This is a genomic window from Xanthomonas sp. WHRI 10207, assembly GCF_040202975.1.
GTDB lineage: Bacteria > Pseudomonadota > Gammaproteobacteria > Xanthomonadales > Xanthomonadaceae > Xanthomonas.
The window spans coordinates 336457-352061 of the sequence record NZ_JBEGDX010000004.1 but is presented as its reverse complement, the minus strand read 5'-3'; the positions used below and the strand labels follow the sequence as shown (position 1 = coordinate 352061).

Here is a 15605-nt window from a genome sequence, read left to right as displayed (position 1 = left end):
CGCACGCAAAGTGCCGACGGGTTCGCACTGGCGAACTCGACCGACGACACCCCCTAGACACCGCCTGTGCGATAACGCAGGCGGTTTTTCGTTGGGAGCACGTCACGTGATACGCATCCTATGAGTGCGTCGGTATGAGTGCAGTCGAACCGCAGCCGTTGCCGGTGCGCACCTTGCGGCCGGTGTTTTTGTTGGCGGCGACGGTGGTGTGCACATTCGCCTTGCTGGTTGCGCTGTTTCCGCTGGACGCGGGCCGCGTGCTGCTGGATGCGCAGACCTGGGCCTCGCGCAATGTCGGTTGGTACTACCTGCTGGCGATGACGCTGTATCTGGTGTTCGTGCTGGGCACTGCGCTCTCCAGTTACGGCAACATCAAGCTCGGCGCCGATCACGACGAGCCGGAATTCAGCTATCTCTCCTGGGCCGGCATGTTGTTCGCGGCCGGTATCAGCATCACGCTGTTCTTCTTCTGCGTCTCCGAACCGCTGACCCATTATCTGCAGCCGCCCCAGGGTGGCACCGGCAGCGGTGAAGCGTCCGCACGTCAGGCCATGCAATTGCTGTTTCTGCATTGGGGCCTGCACGGCTGGGGCGTGTTCGCGCTGGCGGCCATGGCGCTGGCGTATTTCGCCTTCCGTCATAACCTGCCGCTGGCCTTGCGCTCGGCGCTGTATCCACTGATCGGCAAGCGCATCAACGGGCCGATCGGCTACACCGTGGATGCGCTGGGCATCGTGGCGACGGTGTTCGGCATCGGCGCAGACATGGGCTTTGGCGTGCTGCATCTCAATGCCGGGCTGAGCACCTTGTTCGATGTGCCGCACACGCATTGGGTGCAGGTCGCACTGATCGCGGCGATGATGGGCGCGGCGATTGTGGTGGCAGTGTCCGGCGTCGAAAAAGGCGTGCGCTGGATGTCGGACATCAACATGCTGCTGGCGATCGCGCTGCTGTTGTTCATGCTGTTTGCCGGCCCCACGCAATACCTGCTCAATGCCTTGATGCAGAACCTGGGCGACTACCTGGGCAGCGTGGTCGGCAAGAGTTTCGACGTCTATGCCTATGGCGGCCGTGCCGACTGGTTGGGCAACTGGACGGTGTTCTACTGGGCGTGGTGGATCGGCTGGGCACCCTTCGTTGGCTTGTTCATCGCGCGCATCTCGCGCGGCCGCACCATTCGCGAATTCGTGCTGGGCGTGTTGCTGATCCCGCTGGGATTCACCCTGGCGTGGTTGTCGATCTTCGGCAATAGCGCGCTGGATCAGTTGCTGCACCATGGCCAGGGCGCATTGGCGCAACAGGCCATCGATGCGCCGCAGACGGTGCTGTACTCGCTGCTGCAAAACTACCCGTGGAGCCGCACCGTGATCACGGTGACGGTGGCGATCAGCTTCGTGTTCTTTGTCACCTCTGCCGACTCCGGCACCGTGGTGCTGTCCACGCTGTCCTCGCACGGCGGCGAGCCGCACGACGACGGCCCGCGCTGGCTGCGCGTGTTCTGGGGCGTGCTCACCGCCGTGGTCACTGCAGGTCTATTGCTGGCCGGTAGCATGGACGCGCTGAAATCGGCAGTGGTATTGGCATCGCTGCCGTTTTCTGCGGTGTTGCTGCTGATGGCCTGGGGCCTGTCGCGCGCGCTGAGCGAAGAATCGCAGCGCAAACGTGCACAGCTCTACAGCCCCAGCCCGCTCATCGGGCAATCGCGTCATCACGGTGGCTGGCGCCAGCGCCTGGGCCAGGCGATGCACTTCCCGGCGCGCGATGAGGTCTACCGTTTCATGCACGACCAGGTGCGCCCGGCGATCGAAGCGGTGGCCGCACAGTTGCAGGAAGAAGGCTGGAAGGTCAGCAGCCGGGTCGACGACGGCGACATGGAAATCAGCGTCGATCACGGCGAACAACAAGGCTTCCGCTACCAGGTGGTGATGCGCGGATATCTCACTCCGTCGTTTGTGGCGCAGCGTTTCCGCAACCAGCGCTATTACCGCGCCGAAGTCTATCTGTACGAAGGCAGTCAGGACTACGACCTGGTCGGCTACAGCCGCGAACAAATCATCAACGACATCATCGATCAATACGAGCGTCACCTGCAGTTTTTGCACCTCACACGCTGAGTTGCATCGCTGCGGCGACCGTCCCAAGGAGGTTTGTCATGCCACGTTTCCCCGACCAGCTGCTGTACATCGGCGGCCGATATGTTCCCGCCCGCGGCGGCCACACGTTCGAAGTGATCAACCCCGCCACCGGCGAAGTGCTGGCCAATGTGCACAACGCTGGCGCCGACGATCTGGACGCCGCGGTCGATAGCGCCAAGGCCGGCCAACGCGTGTGGGCGGCACTGACGACAGTGGAGCGCTCGCGCATCCTGCTGCGCGCGGTGGCATTGCTGCGCGAGCGCAACGACGTGCTGGCCGAGCTGGAGACGCTCAATACCGGCAAGCCGCTGAGCGAAACGCGCAGCGTGGACATCGTCACCGGCGCCGACGTGCTGGAGTATTACGCCGGCGTATCGCAGGCGCTGCAAGGCGTGCAGGTGCCGTTGCGCGAAGGCAGCTTCTTCTACACGCGGCATGAGCCGCTGGGCGTGGTCGGCGCGATCGGTGCGTGGAATTACCCGATCCAGATCGCGCTGTGGAAGGCCGCGCCTGCGCTGGCGGCTGGCAATGCAATGATCTTCAAACCCAGCGAAGTGACGCCGCTCACCGCACTCAAACTGGCCGAAATCTTCACTGAAGCCGGCCTGCCCGATGGCGTGTTCAACGTGCTGCCCGGCGACGGCGCCAGCGTGGGTACCGCACTCACAGAACACCCGCAGATCGAGAAGATCAGCTTCACCGGCGGCACCGCCACCGGGCGCAAGGTAATGGCCAGCGCATCGAGTTCGTCACTGAAAGACGTGACCATGGAGCTGGGCGGCAAATCGCCGTTGATCGTGTGCGCCGATGCCGATCTGGATCTGGCCGCCGACATCGCGATGATGGCCAACTTCTACAGCTCCGGACAGGTGTGTACCAACGGCACCCGCGTGTTCGTGCCGCGTGCGCTACGCACCGCCTTCGAAGCGCGGCTGCTGGCACGCGTGCAACGCATCCATATCGGCGACCCGCTCGATACGAACACGACGTTTGGCCCGATGGTCAGCGCCGCGCACATGCAGCGCGTGCTGGACTACATCGACCAGGGCAAGGCCGAAGGTGCGCGCCTGCTCTGCGGCGGCGAGCGGCTACGCGACGGTGCGCTGGCGCAAGGCTACTACGTAGCACCGACGATCTTCAGCGATTGCACCGACGTGATGGCGATCGTGCGCGAGGAAATCTTCGGGCCGGTACTGAGCCTGCTCACCTACGACGACGAAGACGAAGCAGTGACCCGTGCCAATGCCACCACGTACGGGTTGGCCGCCGGTGTGGTCACGCCCGATCTGGCGCGTGCACACCGGCTGATCCATCGTCTGGAAGCGGGCATCTGCTGGATCAATACCTGGGGCGAGTCGCCTGCACCGATGCCGGTGGGAGGTTACAAGCAGTCCGGCGTGGGGCGCGAAAATGGCCTGGCGACCCTGCAGGCGTATACGCGCACCAAGTCGATACAGGTCGAGCTGGAACGCTACGCATCGGTGTTTTAAGCGGCCCACGCCGCAACGCACGCGATCGATGGATGCGTGCGTTGCGCCCGACACACGCGCTGCGTGCACCGGCACGTTGCCGCGCACAGAACAGCGACTGCGCAGTGCCTTGACTGCCGCTGCACCGCACACGCATCAGGAGACCACCATGCAACGCGAATACGACTACATCATCATCGGCGCCGGCTCGGCAGGCAACGTGCTGGCTGCACGTCTGACCGAAGACCCCGGCGTGACGGTGCTCCTGCTCGAAGCGGGCGGGCCGGATTATCGGCTGGATTTCCGTACCCAGATGCCGGCCGCACTCGCCTTTCCGCTACAGGGCCGCCGCTACAACTGGGCCTATGAAACCGAGCCGGAGCCGCATATGGACAACCGGCGCATGGAATGCGGGCGCGGCAAAGGCCTGGGCGGTTCGTCGCTGATCAATGGCATGTGCTACATCCGCGGCAACGCGCTCGACTTCGACCACTGGGCCAAACGCCCGGGTCTGGAAGACTGGAGCTACCGCGACGTGCTGCCCTACTTCCGCAAGGCCGAGACGCGCGACATCGGCGCCAACGATTATCACGGCGGCGAAGGCCCGGTGAGCGTGGCCACGCCGAAGAACGACAACAACGTGCTGTTCCACGCGATGGTCGATGCCAGCGTACAGGCAGGCTATCCGCGTACCGACGATCTCAATGGCTACCAGCAGGAAGGCTTCGGGCCGATGGATCGCACCGTGACGCCACAGGGCCGTCGTGCGAGCACGGCGCGCGGGTATCTGGACATGGCAAAGCCGCGCGATGGCCTGCACATCGTCACCCACGCCACCACCGATCGCATCCTGTTTGCTGGCAAGCGCGCGATCGGCGTGCATTACCTGGTCGGCAACAGCAGCGAGGGCATCGATGCGCATGCACGCCGCGAAGTGCTGGTCTGTGCCGGCGCCATCGCCTCACCACAGCTGTTGCAGCGCTCCGGCGTCGGCGCACCGGATCTGCTGCGCGCACTCGACGTCCAGCTGGTCCACGACCTGCCCGGCGTCGGCCAGAATCTGCAGGATCATCTGGAGGTCTATATCCAGTACGCCTGCACCAAACCGGTGTCGTTGTATCCGGCGCTGCAATGGTGGAACCAACCCGCGATTGGCGCCGAGTGGCTGTTTGCCGGCACCGGCACCGGCGCCAGCAATCAGTTCGAAGCTGGCGGCTTTATCCGCACGCGCGATGAGTTCGACTGGCCTAATATCCAGTACCACTTCCTGCCGGTGGCGATCAATTACAACGGTAGCAATGCGGTGAAGGAACATGGATTTCAGGCGCATGTCGGCTCGATGCGCACGCCCAGCCGCGGGCATGTGCACGCCAAGTCGCGCGACCCGCGCCAGCATCCGTCCATCCTCTTCAACTACCAGTCCACCGATCAGGACTGGCAGGAATTTCGCGATGCGATCCGCATCACCCGCGAGATCATCGCGCAGCCCGCGCTGGACCCTTACCGCGGACGCGAGATCAGCCCCAGCGCCGATTGCAAGACCGACGCCGAGCTGGACGCGTTCGTGCGCTCGCGTGCAGAGACCGCATATCACCCGTCGTGTTCGTGTGCGATGGGCACCGATGACATGGCCGTGGTGGATGGACAAGGCCGCGTGCATGGGATGGAAGGCCTGCGCGTCATCGATGCCTCGATCATGCCGCGCATCATCACCGGCAACCTCAACGCCACCACGATCATGATCGCCGAGAAGATCGCCGACCGCATGCGGGGACGTGCGCCGTTGGCGCGCAGTACGGCCGATTACTACATCGCCGGCGACGCGCCGGTGCGTCGATAACGATCGGCCACGATTGAAGGCTGCGGATGCACGGATGCGTTCTGACGCGTCGCGCATCCGCAGCCCATCGCAAGCATTGCGCCATCGTCGAAACATACGCCTTGCCATGACGGGCAAGCCACGCTGCCCCACCGCGCGACAGCCCCAGTCGCGCGGTGCCATCGCCCCGCACGCGTGGGATATGCTTCGAGCATGAACTCGGACATCCACCCGGAAGCCGCCATCGCGCCCGGCTATCTGGCCAACCATGCCGCGCGCGTCTTCAATCGCAGTGTCGACGCGCGCCTGCGCGAACACGGGCTCACGCTTGCGCTGATTGCGCCGTTGCTGCTGCTGTCGTGGAAAGGCCCGATGCTGCAGCGGGACTTGGTGCGCCACTCCGCAGTGAAGCAGCCTGCGATGGTGGCGCTGTTGGACAAGCTCGAAGCGATGGCGCTGATTGCGCGCGAAGCGTTGTCCAGCGACAAACGCGCCGCCACCGTTCGGCTGACCGATGCCGGCCAAGACGCCGCTGCCACCGGGCGCACCGCGCTGCTTCACTTCAATGCCGTCGGCGTCTCCGGCTTTTCCAACGAAGAAGCCGCGCTGCTGACTGTTCTGCTTGGCCGACTGATCGACAATCTGGAAACCGCCGCAAGCGAATAGCATCACGCATGATATTTAAGTATCATGCGTGATATACGTTCACTGCAGGAGCGGCACCATGTCCCGTCGGATTCTCATCAGTGGCGCAAGCGTCGCCGGGACCACTGCGGCATGGTGGCTCGATGCTTACGGAGTCGAGGTCGACGTCGTCGAACGCGCGCCGGCGTTTCGTGATGGCGGCCAGAACGTCGACGTGCGCGGCAATGCGCGCGAGGTGCTGCGCCGCATGGGACTGGAGGCGCGTGCATTCGAACGTAGCACCAAGGAACTCGGCACCGATTGGGTGGGCGAAGACAATCGCGTCATTGCGCGCTTCAAGGCAGACGAGTCCGACACCGACGGCGGGCCCACTGCCGATCTGGAAATCCGTCGCGGCGACCTCGCGCGCATCCTGTACGACGCCACCCGCGAGCGCGTGCCTTATCGCTTCGGCGACAGCATTTGCGACCTCGCCCAGGACCAGGACGGCGTCGACGTCACCTTCCACAGCGGCCACTCCGCACGCTACGACGCTGTCGTCGTCGCCGAAGGCGTTGGTGCGCACACGCGTGAGCTGGTGTTTCCCGGCGAGAACGTGCCGTACTGGATGGACATGACCATTGCGTACTTCAGCATCCCCCGACTCCCGCACGACAGTGCCTATGCCAGGCAATACAACACGGTGGGTGGGCGCGGCGCGACGTTGAAGCCCGCCCTGGACGGCAAGCTGGGCGCCTATCTCGGCCTGCAGAAGCGGCCCGAGGGCGAGAACGCGTGGAGCCCGGAGCGGCAACGGCACTACATGCAAGCGCAATTTGCCAACGACGGCTGGGAATTCCCGCGCATTCTCGAGGCGATGAAGGATGTCGACGATTTCTACTTCGAGGTGCTGCGACAGGTGCGCATGCCGCGCTGGTCCGCTGGCCGGGTAGTGTTGACCGGCGATGCCGCGTGGTGCCCCACATCGCTGTCGGGCATCGGCACGACGCTGGCGATGGTGGGCAGCTATGTACTGGCGGGCGAACTTGCCCAGGCCAGCGCGCCGACGCAAGCGTTTACGCACTACGAACGGATCATGCGCCCGTTCGTCAAAGAGGGGCAGAACGTTCCCAAGATCGTCCCTCGTCTGCTCTGGCCGCACTCCGCCGTTGGACTGACGCTGTTGCGCGGCGCGATGCGCCTGGCTGGCACCCCGCTTGTCCGACGCGTCATCAACAACCGCTTTGCGCGCGATTCCAACAGCATCGCCTTGCCGGACTATCGGCCGGTAGAGCCGCGCTGAAACAGTCGTTGTCGCCAATCGACGACAACGACTGCACGACAACGCGCCCGCGCTGCAGTGCCCCGCTGCGATACGCCGGCAACCGGCATCTGCGCTTCACCTGCCATAACCATGCGCGGTGCGACGACGACGCCTCCGCATCGCCGCAGTGACCCAATCAGCCTGCGTGGTTCTCACTGAAGAACCACGCAGCGTCCGGCCGCCCTAGAACTTCAAGTCCACACGCGCATACCAGAAGCGCCCACCGGGAATGTCGTAAGTGGATGCGTCATAGCCGTTGAGTGAGCACGACAGGCAGAGCGGCGGATCCTTGTCGAACACGTTGTTCAAGCCAGCCGTGAGTTGCAGCCCCTTGAGCCAATCGACGCGATACCCCACCTGCGCATCGTGATAGGTGATCGCGTCCAGCCGATTGGTGCCCACGGCAGGATTGGAGCACACCGCAAACTCCACCGCATCGCCGCACTGCTCGGTGAGCTTGGAGATGTGGCGCGCCGTCCACGATGCGGTCCAATTGCCCAACGACCAATCCAGCACGGCATTGCTGGTCCACTCGGGAATCGCACTGTCGACCACTTCGATGCCCGGCCCCTGCGGCTGCCGCTGTCCAGCCGCACCCAGTGCTTCGTAACGGCCCACGAAGGTGTTTTGCCACGACAACTTGAAGCGGCCGAACGCGCTTTCCGGCAGCGTCCAGAACAGATCCACATCCCAACCATCGGTCTTGATCGAGCCTAGATTGGTCAGCCGGTTGTTGAAGGCATTGATGCCGCCGGTGGACGCGCGGCCGATGCCGTCGCAGTACAGCGCATCCAGCGTGTCCACGCACAGATCCAGCTGCGTCTGCGCATTGATGGCCTGGATCGCGCCGTCGACATGATGGCGATAGAACGTCACTTCCATGTCCAGCCGGTCGGACCAGCTGGCGTTGCTGGCAAATCCCGGGCTGAACACAAAGCCGGCACTGAAGCTGCGCGAGCGCTCCGGGTCCAGCTGCTCGTTGCCGCCGGTGGTCACCGAGATCTGCTGGTTGGCCTGCTGATAGCCGCCCGGCACGCCCAGTGCGGCACAGTTGGCCGCACTGCCGCGCGGGGCGGTGCCGCCCAGGCCGATCGAGCATGGATCGGATAACTGCAAATCGGCGCGCGCGGCCGAACCGAACAGCTCGCCGATGGTCGGTGCACGGAAGCCTTCGGCGGAGCTGGTCCGCAACACCAACTCGTCGGTGACCTGCCAACGCAGGCCGTACTTCGGCGTGAATTCGCCGCCGAAGGTCGAGTAATCCGAATAGCGCCCGGCGATATTCAGATCGAGTTTGTCGCCCAACGACGAGTTGGCGAAGATCGGGATATTGAGTTCGAGATACGCCTCGTTGACGTCGTAGCTACCGGAGGTCGGCAACGACGGCACGCCGTTGTAGCGGCCGGCCACGGTGAGCGGATCGGGCTGATATGAGCCTTCGTACTTGCGGTATTCGTAGCCGCTGGCAAACGACACCGCGCCGCCCGGCAGCTGGAACAATTCGCTGCTGAGGTTGGCAGTGAACAGGCTCAACTCGTTCTGGCTGCGGTCGCGCACCACCGGCTGGATCCAGCGCAACATGTCCGGCGTGATGCTGCCCGCGCCGCTGAAGATATCCAGCGGTACGCAGCCGGCCACCGCCGCGCACGCAGCCGGATCGCCCAACGCCAGATTGATGTTGAACAGGTTGTAGCTGCCGTAGTTGGTCTGCTCGGCCTTGTTCTTGCTGTACATGCCGTTGACGTCCCAATACCAGGTACGCGCGGCCGCTTCGAAGGTCCCCACCAACCCGGTGCCGAAGTACTGCGTATCCACCTGCTGCTCGTAGCGACGCGGCCCGCCTTCCACCGGACGCCGGCCGATCTGGATCAGGTTGGTGGCCGAATTCAGATCGAAGCCGAACGGATTGAACGGATTCAAACCGGAAATCACGATGTTGTCGGCGAGCGGATTGCCGGTGCCGGCATCGGGGCCAAGAAAGATCGGCTCCGGCGCGGCCTGGTTGGTCGACTCGCGCCGATTGCCCAACGCCTTGACGTACCACTGCACGTCGTCGTTGAAGTAATAGCGGAATTGCGCAAACACGCCCTTGCGCTCGGACGGTGTCAGCAGCAGGTTCTGCTCGGCAAAGTTGTAGCGGTCTGCGGTGCCGAAGCAGTGGTAGTCGTCGCTGCGCGTGCAGCCCGCGCTACCGTCGTATTGCGGCGTGCCGACGCCGGCATTGGGGGTGAGATTCTGGCGCGCGCCGGTCGTGGGGTCGACGAACTGAAAGCGCCCATCCGGTGTGGCCGAGCTGCCGAAGGTCAGCCCGGTGCCCGGGATCGGAAAGCGTGCCTGCGCACGGTCGCGCGCATAGATCGGGTCCTGTTTGACGTAGCTGGCGCCTAAAAACAGGCTGAAATCCTCGCCGCTGGTGCCCCAGGCCAGATCCACGCCCTGGTTGGCGCCATCGCCCTTGCCGTACTGGCCGTAGTTGAGCGTGACCTGCGCACCGTCGAAGCTGCGCCGGGTGATGATGTTGACCACACCGGCAATCGCATCGGATCCGTATAACGACGAGGCGCCATCTTCGAGCACTTCGATGCGCTCGACGATCGCCAGCGGAATGGTGTTGAGGTCGGTCGACGAGCCCACACCCGAGGCGGACGACTCATTGACCCAGCGGATGCCATCGACCAGCACCAGCACGCGCTTGGAGCCGAGGTGGCGCAGATCCACCTGCGCCGAACCCGCGCCCACGCCGCCGCCGTCGGGCGGAAAACCGAAATTGCCGGACGAATTGAACTTGGCGTTGAGCGCCGAACCGGACGCGGTGAGTTCCTGCAGCACTTCGCCGATCGAGGTCAGGCCGGTGCGCTCGATGTCGGCGCGGTTGAGCGTCTGGATCGGCACCTGGCCTTGCAGCTCGGCAGTCCTGATGCGGGTGCCGGTGACTTGCACGCTATCGAGCGTGCGCGTACCGGGGGCGGCCTCGGGCTGTTGCGCCCAGGCCAGCGTGGGAATCAGACACAACGACAACTGCACGGCCAGGCATGACCGAGACGGGCCAATCAGACGCTTCATCCTTTCTCTCTCCAGAAGGATCTTTAAGTGTCCGCACGCCCCCGTGCCCTGCGGTCCGGCCCAAGTTGTAAACGAAACCTTAACGCACCGCAATCTGGCGGTGCAGCACTGCGATTCGCGTCGCAGTGCATGGTGTGAGCGCAGATACCGATAGAGACGCGCAAGCGCATCGTCCAGACGACGAACGCACAGCGGCATCGATAGGGCATGCGCTGTCAGGCGCGATGCGTATTCACTCAAGCGCTCAGGCGTGCTTCGGTATAGTCGCGCGATGACTTATTTCCCGCGTCTTGCCACTGTTTTCGTCGGCCTGTTGTGCCTTGGCAGCACTGCGCTGCATGCGCAAAGCCTGGATCCGCAATTGACTGCCATGCGCGATGCAATCGCCGCCGCAGAGCGCGGCCAATCCGATCCCGCCCAGCTCTCGGCATTGAGCCGCCATCCGCTGTACGGCTGGCTGGAGTACGCCACGCTCAAGCGCAACATCGACAACGTCTCCAACGCGCAGGCGCAGGGATTCTTGCAGCGCTACGCAGGCCAGCCAGTGGCCGAGATCTTCCGTAGCACCTGGTTGCCGGCGGTCGCGCGCCGCCAGGACTGGACCACGTTGCTGGCCAACTGGAAGAGCACCGAGAACGTAGGACTGCGCTGCGCGCAGCTGACCGCGCGCCAGGCCACCGGCAAGCTGGACGCACAGTGGAGCCGCGATGCGCTCACCCTGTGGCGCAACGGCAAGGCGTTGCCGGATGCGTGCGAGCCGGTGGTGGCGGGGCTGGAGTCGCGCGGCGAACTCACCCCGGCACTGCGCTGGGAGCGGGTGGAAGCCGCTGCCGATGCGCAGCTGCCTGCAGTGATGCGTGCGGCGGCGCGTGGCTTGCCGGCGGCTGATCTGGCACTGGCCACCGATTACGCTGCCTTTCTCGACAAGGTCCACCCGCGTGCACTGGGTTGGCCAAAGACCGAGCGCAGCCGCAACATCGCCGTCGATGGCCTGGCCAAGCTGGCCAAGACCGACCCGGATGCCGCCGAGCAACAGTTGCCGCAGCTCGCCAGCGCGTTGGGTTTCAGCGACGCGCAGCGCGGGCAGGTGCTGTATCAGATTGCGTTGTGGACGGTAGCGTCCTACCTGCCGGATTCGGCGCGCAGGCTCAACGCGGTGCCCGATGCGGCCTACGACGAGCGCCTGCACGAATGGCGCGCGCGCGAGGCAATGTCGCGCGGCGATTGGCCTGCGGCCTTGGCCGCCATCCGCAAGATGCCGGCCAGCCAGCGCGCCGATTCGCGCTGGCAGTATTTCGAAGCGCGCCTCACCGAGAAGACCGGTTCGGCGGCGGCAGCACAGCCGTTGTATCGCGCCGCCGCGCAGTCGCCCACCTTCCACGGCTTCCTGGCCGCCGACCGCCTGCAGCAGCCATATCGGCTCTGCCCGTGGGAGCCCAAGGACAGCCCGCAGGCCAAGGCCGCAGTGGCGCGCGACCCGGCATTGACCCGTGCAATTGCGTTGTTCCAGATCGATCGCCCCGGCTGGGCCGTAGCCGAGTGGAACGATGCCGCCAGCCGCTTCGACGACACCCAGCGCCGCCTGGCGGTGGAGGTGGCCAGCGACAACGGCTGGTTCGACCGCGCGGTGTTTGCGCTCGGCAAACAACCGGACGAGCAACGGCTGTATGCGCTGCGTTTCCCGTTGCATCACGATGAGAGCATTCGCCGCGAGGCCGCCAAGAACGCCATCGATCCGGCCTGGGTCGCTGCAGAGATCCGCGCCGAAAGCATCTTCAATCCACGTGCGCGTTCGCCGGCCAATGCGATGGGCCTGATGCAGGTATTGCCCGGCACCGGCGCGGCAGTGGCCAAGGGCATCGCCCTGCCCGGCTACGCGGGTGCCGCCAGTCTGTACGAGCCGGACACCAACATCGCCATCGGCACCGCGTACCTGCGCCAGTTGCTCAACACCTATGGCCTGCCCTATCTCACCATCGCCGCGTACAACGCCGGACCCGGCCCGACCGGCCGCTGGCAATCGCAACGACCGGGCTTCGAACCGGACTTCTGGATCGAGACCATCAGCTACAAGGAAACCCGCGAGTACGTTGCGCGTATCCTGGCTTTTAGCGTGATCTACGACTGGCGCCTCAACGGCGACATGCTGCCGCTGAGCGACCGACTGATGGGCAAGCTGGTGGACAAGCGTCAAAAGCCGGTGTGCACGCCGGGCCAGAGCGCGAACAACGCAGCGCAGGACTGAGTGCACTTTTGCCGACGCGTCCTGCCGCTTGCTGAGGCGGGCGCGCCTGCGCCGTTGCGTGTGTTCTCTGCCATGAATTAGTTGAAGTGCGATGCGCTGGCCGCTTGCGGGCCGCATCGCAAGTCCGTCTTTGGACGCGTGGCGGCAGCGTGCTATCGCGTCCTGGCTTCGCTGACGATCCCTCAGCAGGGCATCCAGACCTTGATCGGCACATCGTGCAAACGCACAACGCCCGCATCGCTGCGGGCGTTGTGTGATGACGAACAGCGCTGCAACCCTTGCAGCGCTGCGTGCAGCAGCAGTTACAGCTTGCCTGCGCCGGCCTTGGCCTTGACGTCCGCAGCCACCTTGTTAGCAGACAGCAGATTGTAGGTGTACGGCGGCTTCCAGCCGATGTTGCTGTTCCAGGAGCAGCTCAACGCCTTGCCGTTGAGCAACGACCCCTGGTCGCGGTACACGCTGCCCTTGTAATCGCCGGCAATCTTGTCGCAACTACTCACACCGCTGATGTCGAAGGCATTGTTCTCGGAGAAGATCTTCGATTCCTTGCCCACGCCATGCGCGTGCGAGAACGGGTAGACCTTATTGCTGGTGCTGCCTACGTGGTAGTTGTTGTACAGATGCACCTGGCCGAAACGTACCCGCGGTGCACGTGCGGAGATGTTCTCGAACAAGGTGTTGTGGATGGTCACCTTGAGCTTGCCGCTGTCGGTGCTGGAGGCGCTGTCGCTGGAGCCGATCAGGCTGTTCTTCTCGTGCGACTTGAAGGCCGAGTACGAGATGGTCACGAAGTTCGCGCCCTTCTTGACGTCCATCGCGCCGTCATGATGCTGCTTGGGGCGACCATTGGCGGTGCCGTTCTGATCGTCGGTGCGGCGACCATCGGTAAAGGTCACGTGGTCCACCCACACGTTGGTGGCGCCTTCCACGGTCAAACCGTCGTACTCGGCATTCCAGTTGCCGTTGTCGCCATCGTCGGCATCCCACTTCGGTTCCGGATCCCACGGATTTTCGATGGTGAGGTTGCGCACGATGACGTCGTTGGCCTTGATGTAGAAATAGCCTTCGCGGATTTCCGCGTTGGTGCCGACGCCGATCAAGGTGGTCTTGGTCGGAACATCCAGACGCGCACGCGTCTTCATGTCCGAGGTCTTGGTGTAAGCCTTGCCTTCGCTGATGTCGATGACACCCTTGACCTTGATGATGCGCCCATTGCTGCCAGCGCTGGCCTTCAGTGCGGCCTTCAATTGTGCTGCGTTGCTGACGGTATAGATATTCGCTGCCGCCGCCTTGGAACCGCCTTTTGTGCCGCCGTTCTGGGTGGCCCAGCCGGTGGTGGCAACCTCCAGCGCAGGGTCGGCTGCGTAAGCGGTGGTCGACAACAACGCGGCGCTCAATACAACGCCCACAACGGTACGTCCCACAACAGTCGATGCGTTCGACATGGTGATGAAATCTCTTGAATGAGTGATGCATGACACGCCGCTGCGCGACGTGTTCCCCGTGCGTTCGCCCAGGCCAACAGGCCAGTCCCCTAGCGAACCCGACCGATGCTAATACTTATGTACATTATTTAAAAGTATATTTTCATCATGTTGCACCTGCGTTTTTGGAATGACCGCGAGCCACGCGCAGCGCACGTTTTCGTGCACTGCGCGTGGCAACGCTTTGCAGCAGGTGCTGTCGCTTACAGCTTGCCGGCGCCGGCTTTTGCCTTGACATCCGCAGCCACCTTGTCGGCCGACAGCAGGCTGTAGGTGTATGGCGGAGTCCAACCGATATTTGTGTTCCAGGAGCAGCTCAAGGCCTTGCCATTGAGTAGCGAACCCTGGTCGCGATACACGCTACCGCCGTAGTCGGCAGCGATCTTGTCGCAGCTGCTCACACCACTGATGTCGAACACGTTGCGCTCGGAAAAGATCTTCGATTCCTTGCCCACGCCATGCGCATGCGAGAACGGGTAGACCTTATTGCTGGTGCTGCCCACGTGGTAGTTGTTGTACAGATGCACCTGGCCAAAACGCACCCGCGGTGCACGCGCGGCAATGTCCTGGAACAGGGTGTTGTGGATGGTGACCTTGAGCTTGCCGCTGTCCAAGCTTGAATGACTGTCACTGGAACCGATCAGACCATTCTTCTCGTGCGACTTGAACGCCGAGTAGGAAACGGTGACGAAGTTGGCACCGCGCTTGATGTCCAACGCGCCGTCGTGATGCTGCTTGGGGCGGCCGTTGCCGGTGCCGTTCTGATCATCGGTGCGGCGACCATCGGTGAAGGTCACGTGGTCCACCCATACGTTGGTAGCGCCTTCCACGGTCAGGCCGTCGTACTCGGCATTCCAGTTGCCGGCGCTGCCGTCATCCGGATCCCAGACCGGCTCCGGGTCCCATGGATTTTCGATGGTGAGGTTGCGGATGATGACGTCGTTGGCCTTGACGTACATGTAGCCTTCGCGGATTTCGGCATTGCTGGTGATGCCGATCAGCGTGGTCTTGGTCGGGATATCCAGACGCGCGCGCGCCTTCATGTCCGAGGTCTTGGTGTAAGGCTTGCCTTCGCTGATATCGATGATGCCGCTGATCTTGATGATGCGTCCGTTGCTGCCCACGCTGGCCTTCAACGCATTCTTCAACTCCGCAGCATTCTTGACGGTGTAGATATTGGCGGCGGCAGCTTTCGAGCCGCCCTTGGTACCGCCGTTCTGCGTCGCCCACCCGGTGGTCGCTGCTTCCAGCGCAGGATCGGCGCTTGCAACGCCGGTGAGCAGCAACGACCCGACAAACAGCGACGCGGCGGCCGCCGTCGAAAATTTCGGCTTCATCTTGATGTCTCCCTCGAATGGGTTCGATGCGCCGCGCGGCGGCACATTCCTCGTCTATCGACTGCGGAACGTACTTTTCATCTCTGTAATTTTCAGCTCCGCGAC

General features: G+C 63.7%; 9 protein-coding genes. 6 read left to right on the top strand and 3 right to left on the bottom strand.

The features are described from left to right. The first annotated feature begins 134 nt into the window (after positions 1-134). The 5 genes from betT to ABQU90_RS15825 all read left to right on the top strand — a co-directional run bounded on the left by betT (position 135) and on the right by ABQU90_RS15825 (position 7350). Complete coding sequence (betT, locus tag ABQU90_RS15845) at positions 135-2114, top strand: choline BCCT transporter BetT (RefSeq protein WP_323522441.1); 1980 nt, start codon at positions 135-137, stop codon at positions 2112-2114. Between the two features lie 38 nt (positions 2115-2152). Beyond that, positions 2153-3625 (top strand): betaine-aldehyde dehydrogenase, encoded by a 1473-nt coding sequence (gene betB, locus ABQU90_RS15840; RefSeq protein WP_323522442.1) that lies wholly within the window; start codon positions 2153-2155, stop codon positions 3623-3625. Positions 3626-3773: 148 nt separating this feature from the next. Beyond that, positions 3774-5444 carry a choline dehydrogenase gene (gene betA / locus ABQU90_RS15835; protein ID WP_323522444.1) on the top strand — a complete coding sequence of 557 codons (1671 nt, stop codon included), beginning with the start codon at positions 3774-3776 and terminating at the stop codon, positions 5442-5444. A 192-nt stretch (positions 5445-5636) separates the two neighbouring features. Further along, positions 5637-6089 carry a MarR family winged helix-turn-helix transcriptional regulator gene (locus tag ABQU90_RS15830; protein WP_311238559.1) on the top strand — a complete coding sequence of 151 codons (453 nt, stop codon included), beginning with the start codon at positions 5637-5639 and terminating at the stop codon, positions 6087-6089. A gap of 58 nt (positions 6090-6147) precedes the next feature. After that, a complete protein-coding gene (locus tag ABQU90_RS15825; RefSeq protein ID WP_323522445.1) occupies positions 6148-7350 on the top strand; it encodes an FAD-dependent monooxygenase in 1203 nt (400 codons plus the stop codon). A gap of 204 nt (positions 7351-7554) precedes the next feature. On the opposite strand, the gene ABQU90_RS15820 is transcribed toward ABQU90_RS15825, so the two are convergent. Then, positions 7555-10434, bottom strand: coding sequence for a TonB-dependent receptor (locus ABQU90_RS15820; protein ID WP_323522446.1), 2880 nt, complete (start codon positions 10432-10434; stop codon positions 7555-7557). A 271-nt stretch (positions 10435-10705) separates the two neighbouring features. Between ABQU90_RS15820 and ABQU90_RS15815 the strand changes: the two genes are divergently transcribed. After that, on the top strand, positions 10706-12679 hold the full coding sequence (locus ABQU90_RS15815; RefSeq protein WP_323522447.1) for a transglycosylase SLT domain-containing protein: 1974 nt from the start codon (positions 10706-10708) through the stop codon (positions 12677-12679). 302 nt (positions 12680-12981) lie between these two features. On the opposite strand, the gene ABQU90_RS15810 is transcribed toward ABQU90_RS15815, so the two are convergent. Together ABQU90_RS15810 and ABQU90_RS15805 are read right to left on the bottom strand one after the other, a co-directional pair. Next, positions 12982-14124 (bottom strand): pectate lyase family protein, encoded by a 1143-nt coding sequence (locus tag ABQU90_RS15810; RefSeq protein WP_055848197.1) that lies wholly within the window; start codon positions 14122-14124, stop codon positions 12982-12984. A 242-nt stretch (positions 14125-14366) separates the two neighbouring features. Next, positions 14367-15500, bottom strand: coding sequence for a pectate lyase family protein (locus ABQU90_RS15805; protein ID WP_115513896.1), 1134 nt, complete (start codon positions 15498-15500; stop codon positions 14367-14369). Positions 15501-15605: the final 105 nt, after the last annotated feature.

Coding starts and splice junctions, on each gene's coding strand:
- ABQU90_RS15805 (WP_115513896.1), bottom strand. CDS start 15,500: ATGAAGCCGAAATTTTCGACGGCGGCCGCCGCGTCGCTGTTTGTCGGG.
- betA (WP_323522444.1), top strand. CDS start 3,774: ATGCAACGCGAATACGACTACATCATCATCGGCGCCGGCTCGGCAGGC.
- betT (WP_323522441.1), top strand. CDS start 135: ATGAGTGCAGTCGAACCGCAGCCGTTGCCGGTGCGCACCTTGCGGCCG.
- ABQU90_RS15815 (WP_323522447.1), top strand. CDS start 10,706: ATGACTTATTTCCCGCGTCTTGCCACTGTTTTCGTCGGCCTGTTGTGC.
- ABQU90_RS15820 (WP_323522446.1), bottom strand. CDS start 10,434: ATGAAGCGTCTGATTGGCCCGTCTCGGTCATGCCTGGCCGTGCAGTTG.
- ABQU90_RS15810 (WP_055848197.1), bottom strand. CDS start 14,124: ATGTCGAACGCATCGACTGTTGTGGGACGTACCGTTGTGGGCGTTGTA.
- ABQU90_RS15825 (WP_323522445.1), top strand. CDS start 6,148: ATGTCCCGTCGGATTCTCATCAGTGGCGCAAGCGTCGCCGGGACCACT.
- betB (WP_323522442.1), top strand. CDS start 2,153: ATGCCACGTTTCCCCGACCAGCTGCTGTACATCGGCGGCCGATATGTT.
- ABQU90_RS15830 (WP_311238559.1), top strand. CDS start 5,637: ATGAACTCGGACATCCACCCGGAAGCCGCCATCGCGCCCGGCTATCTG.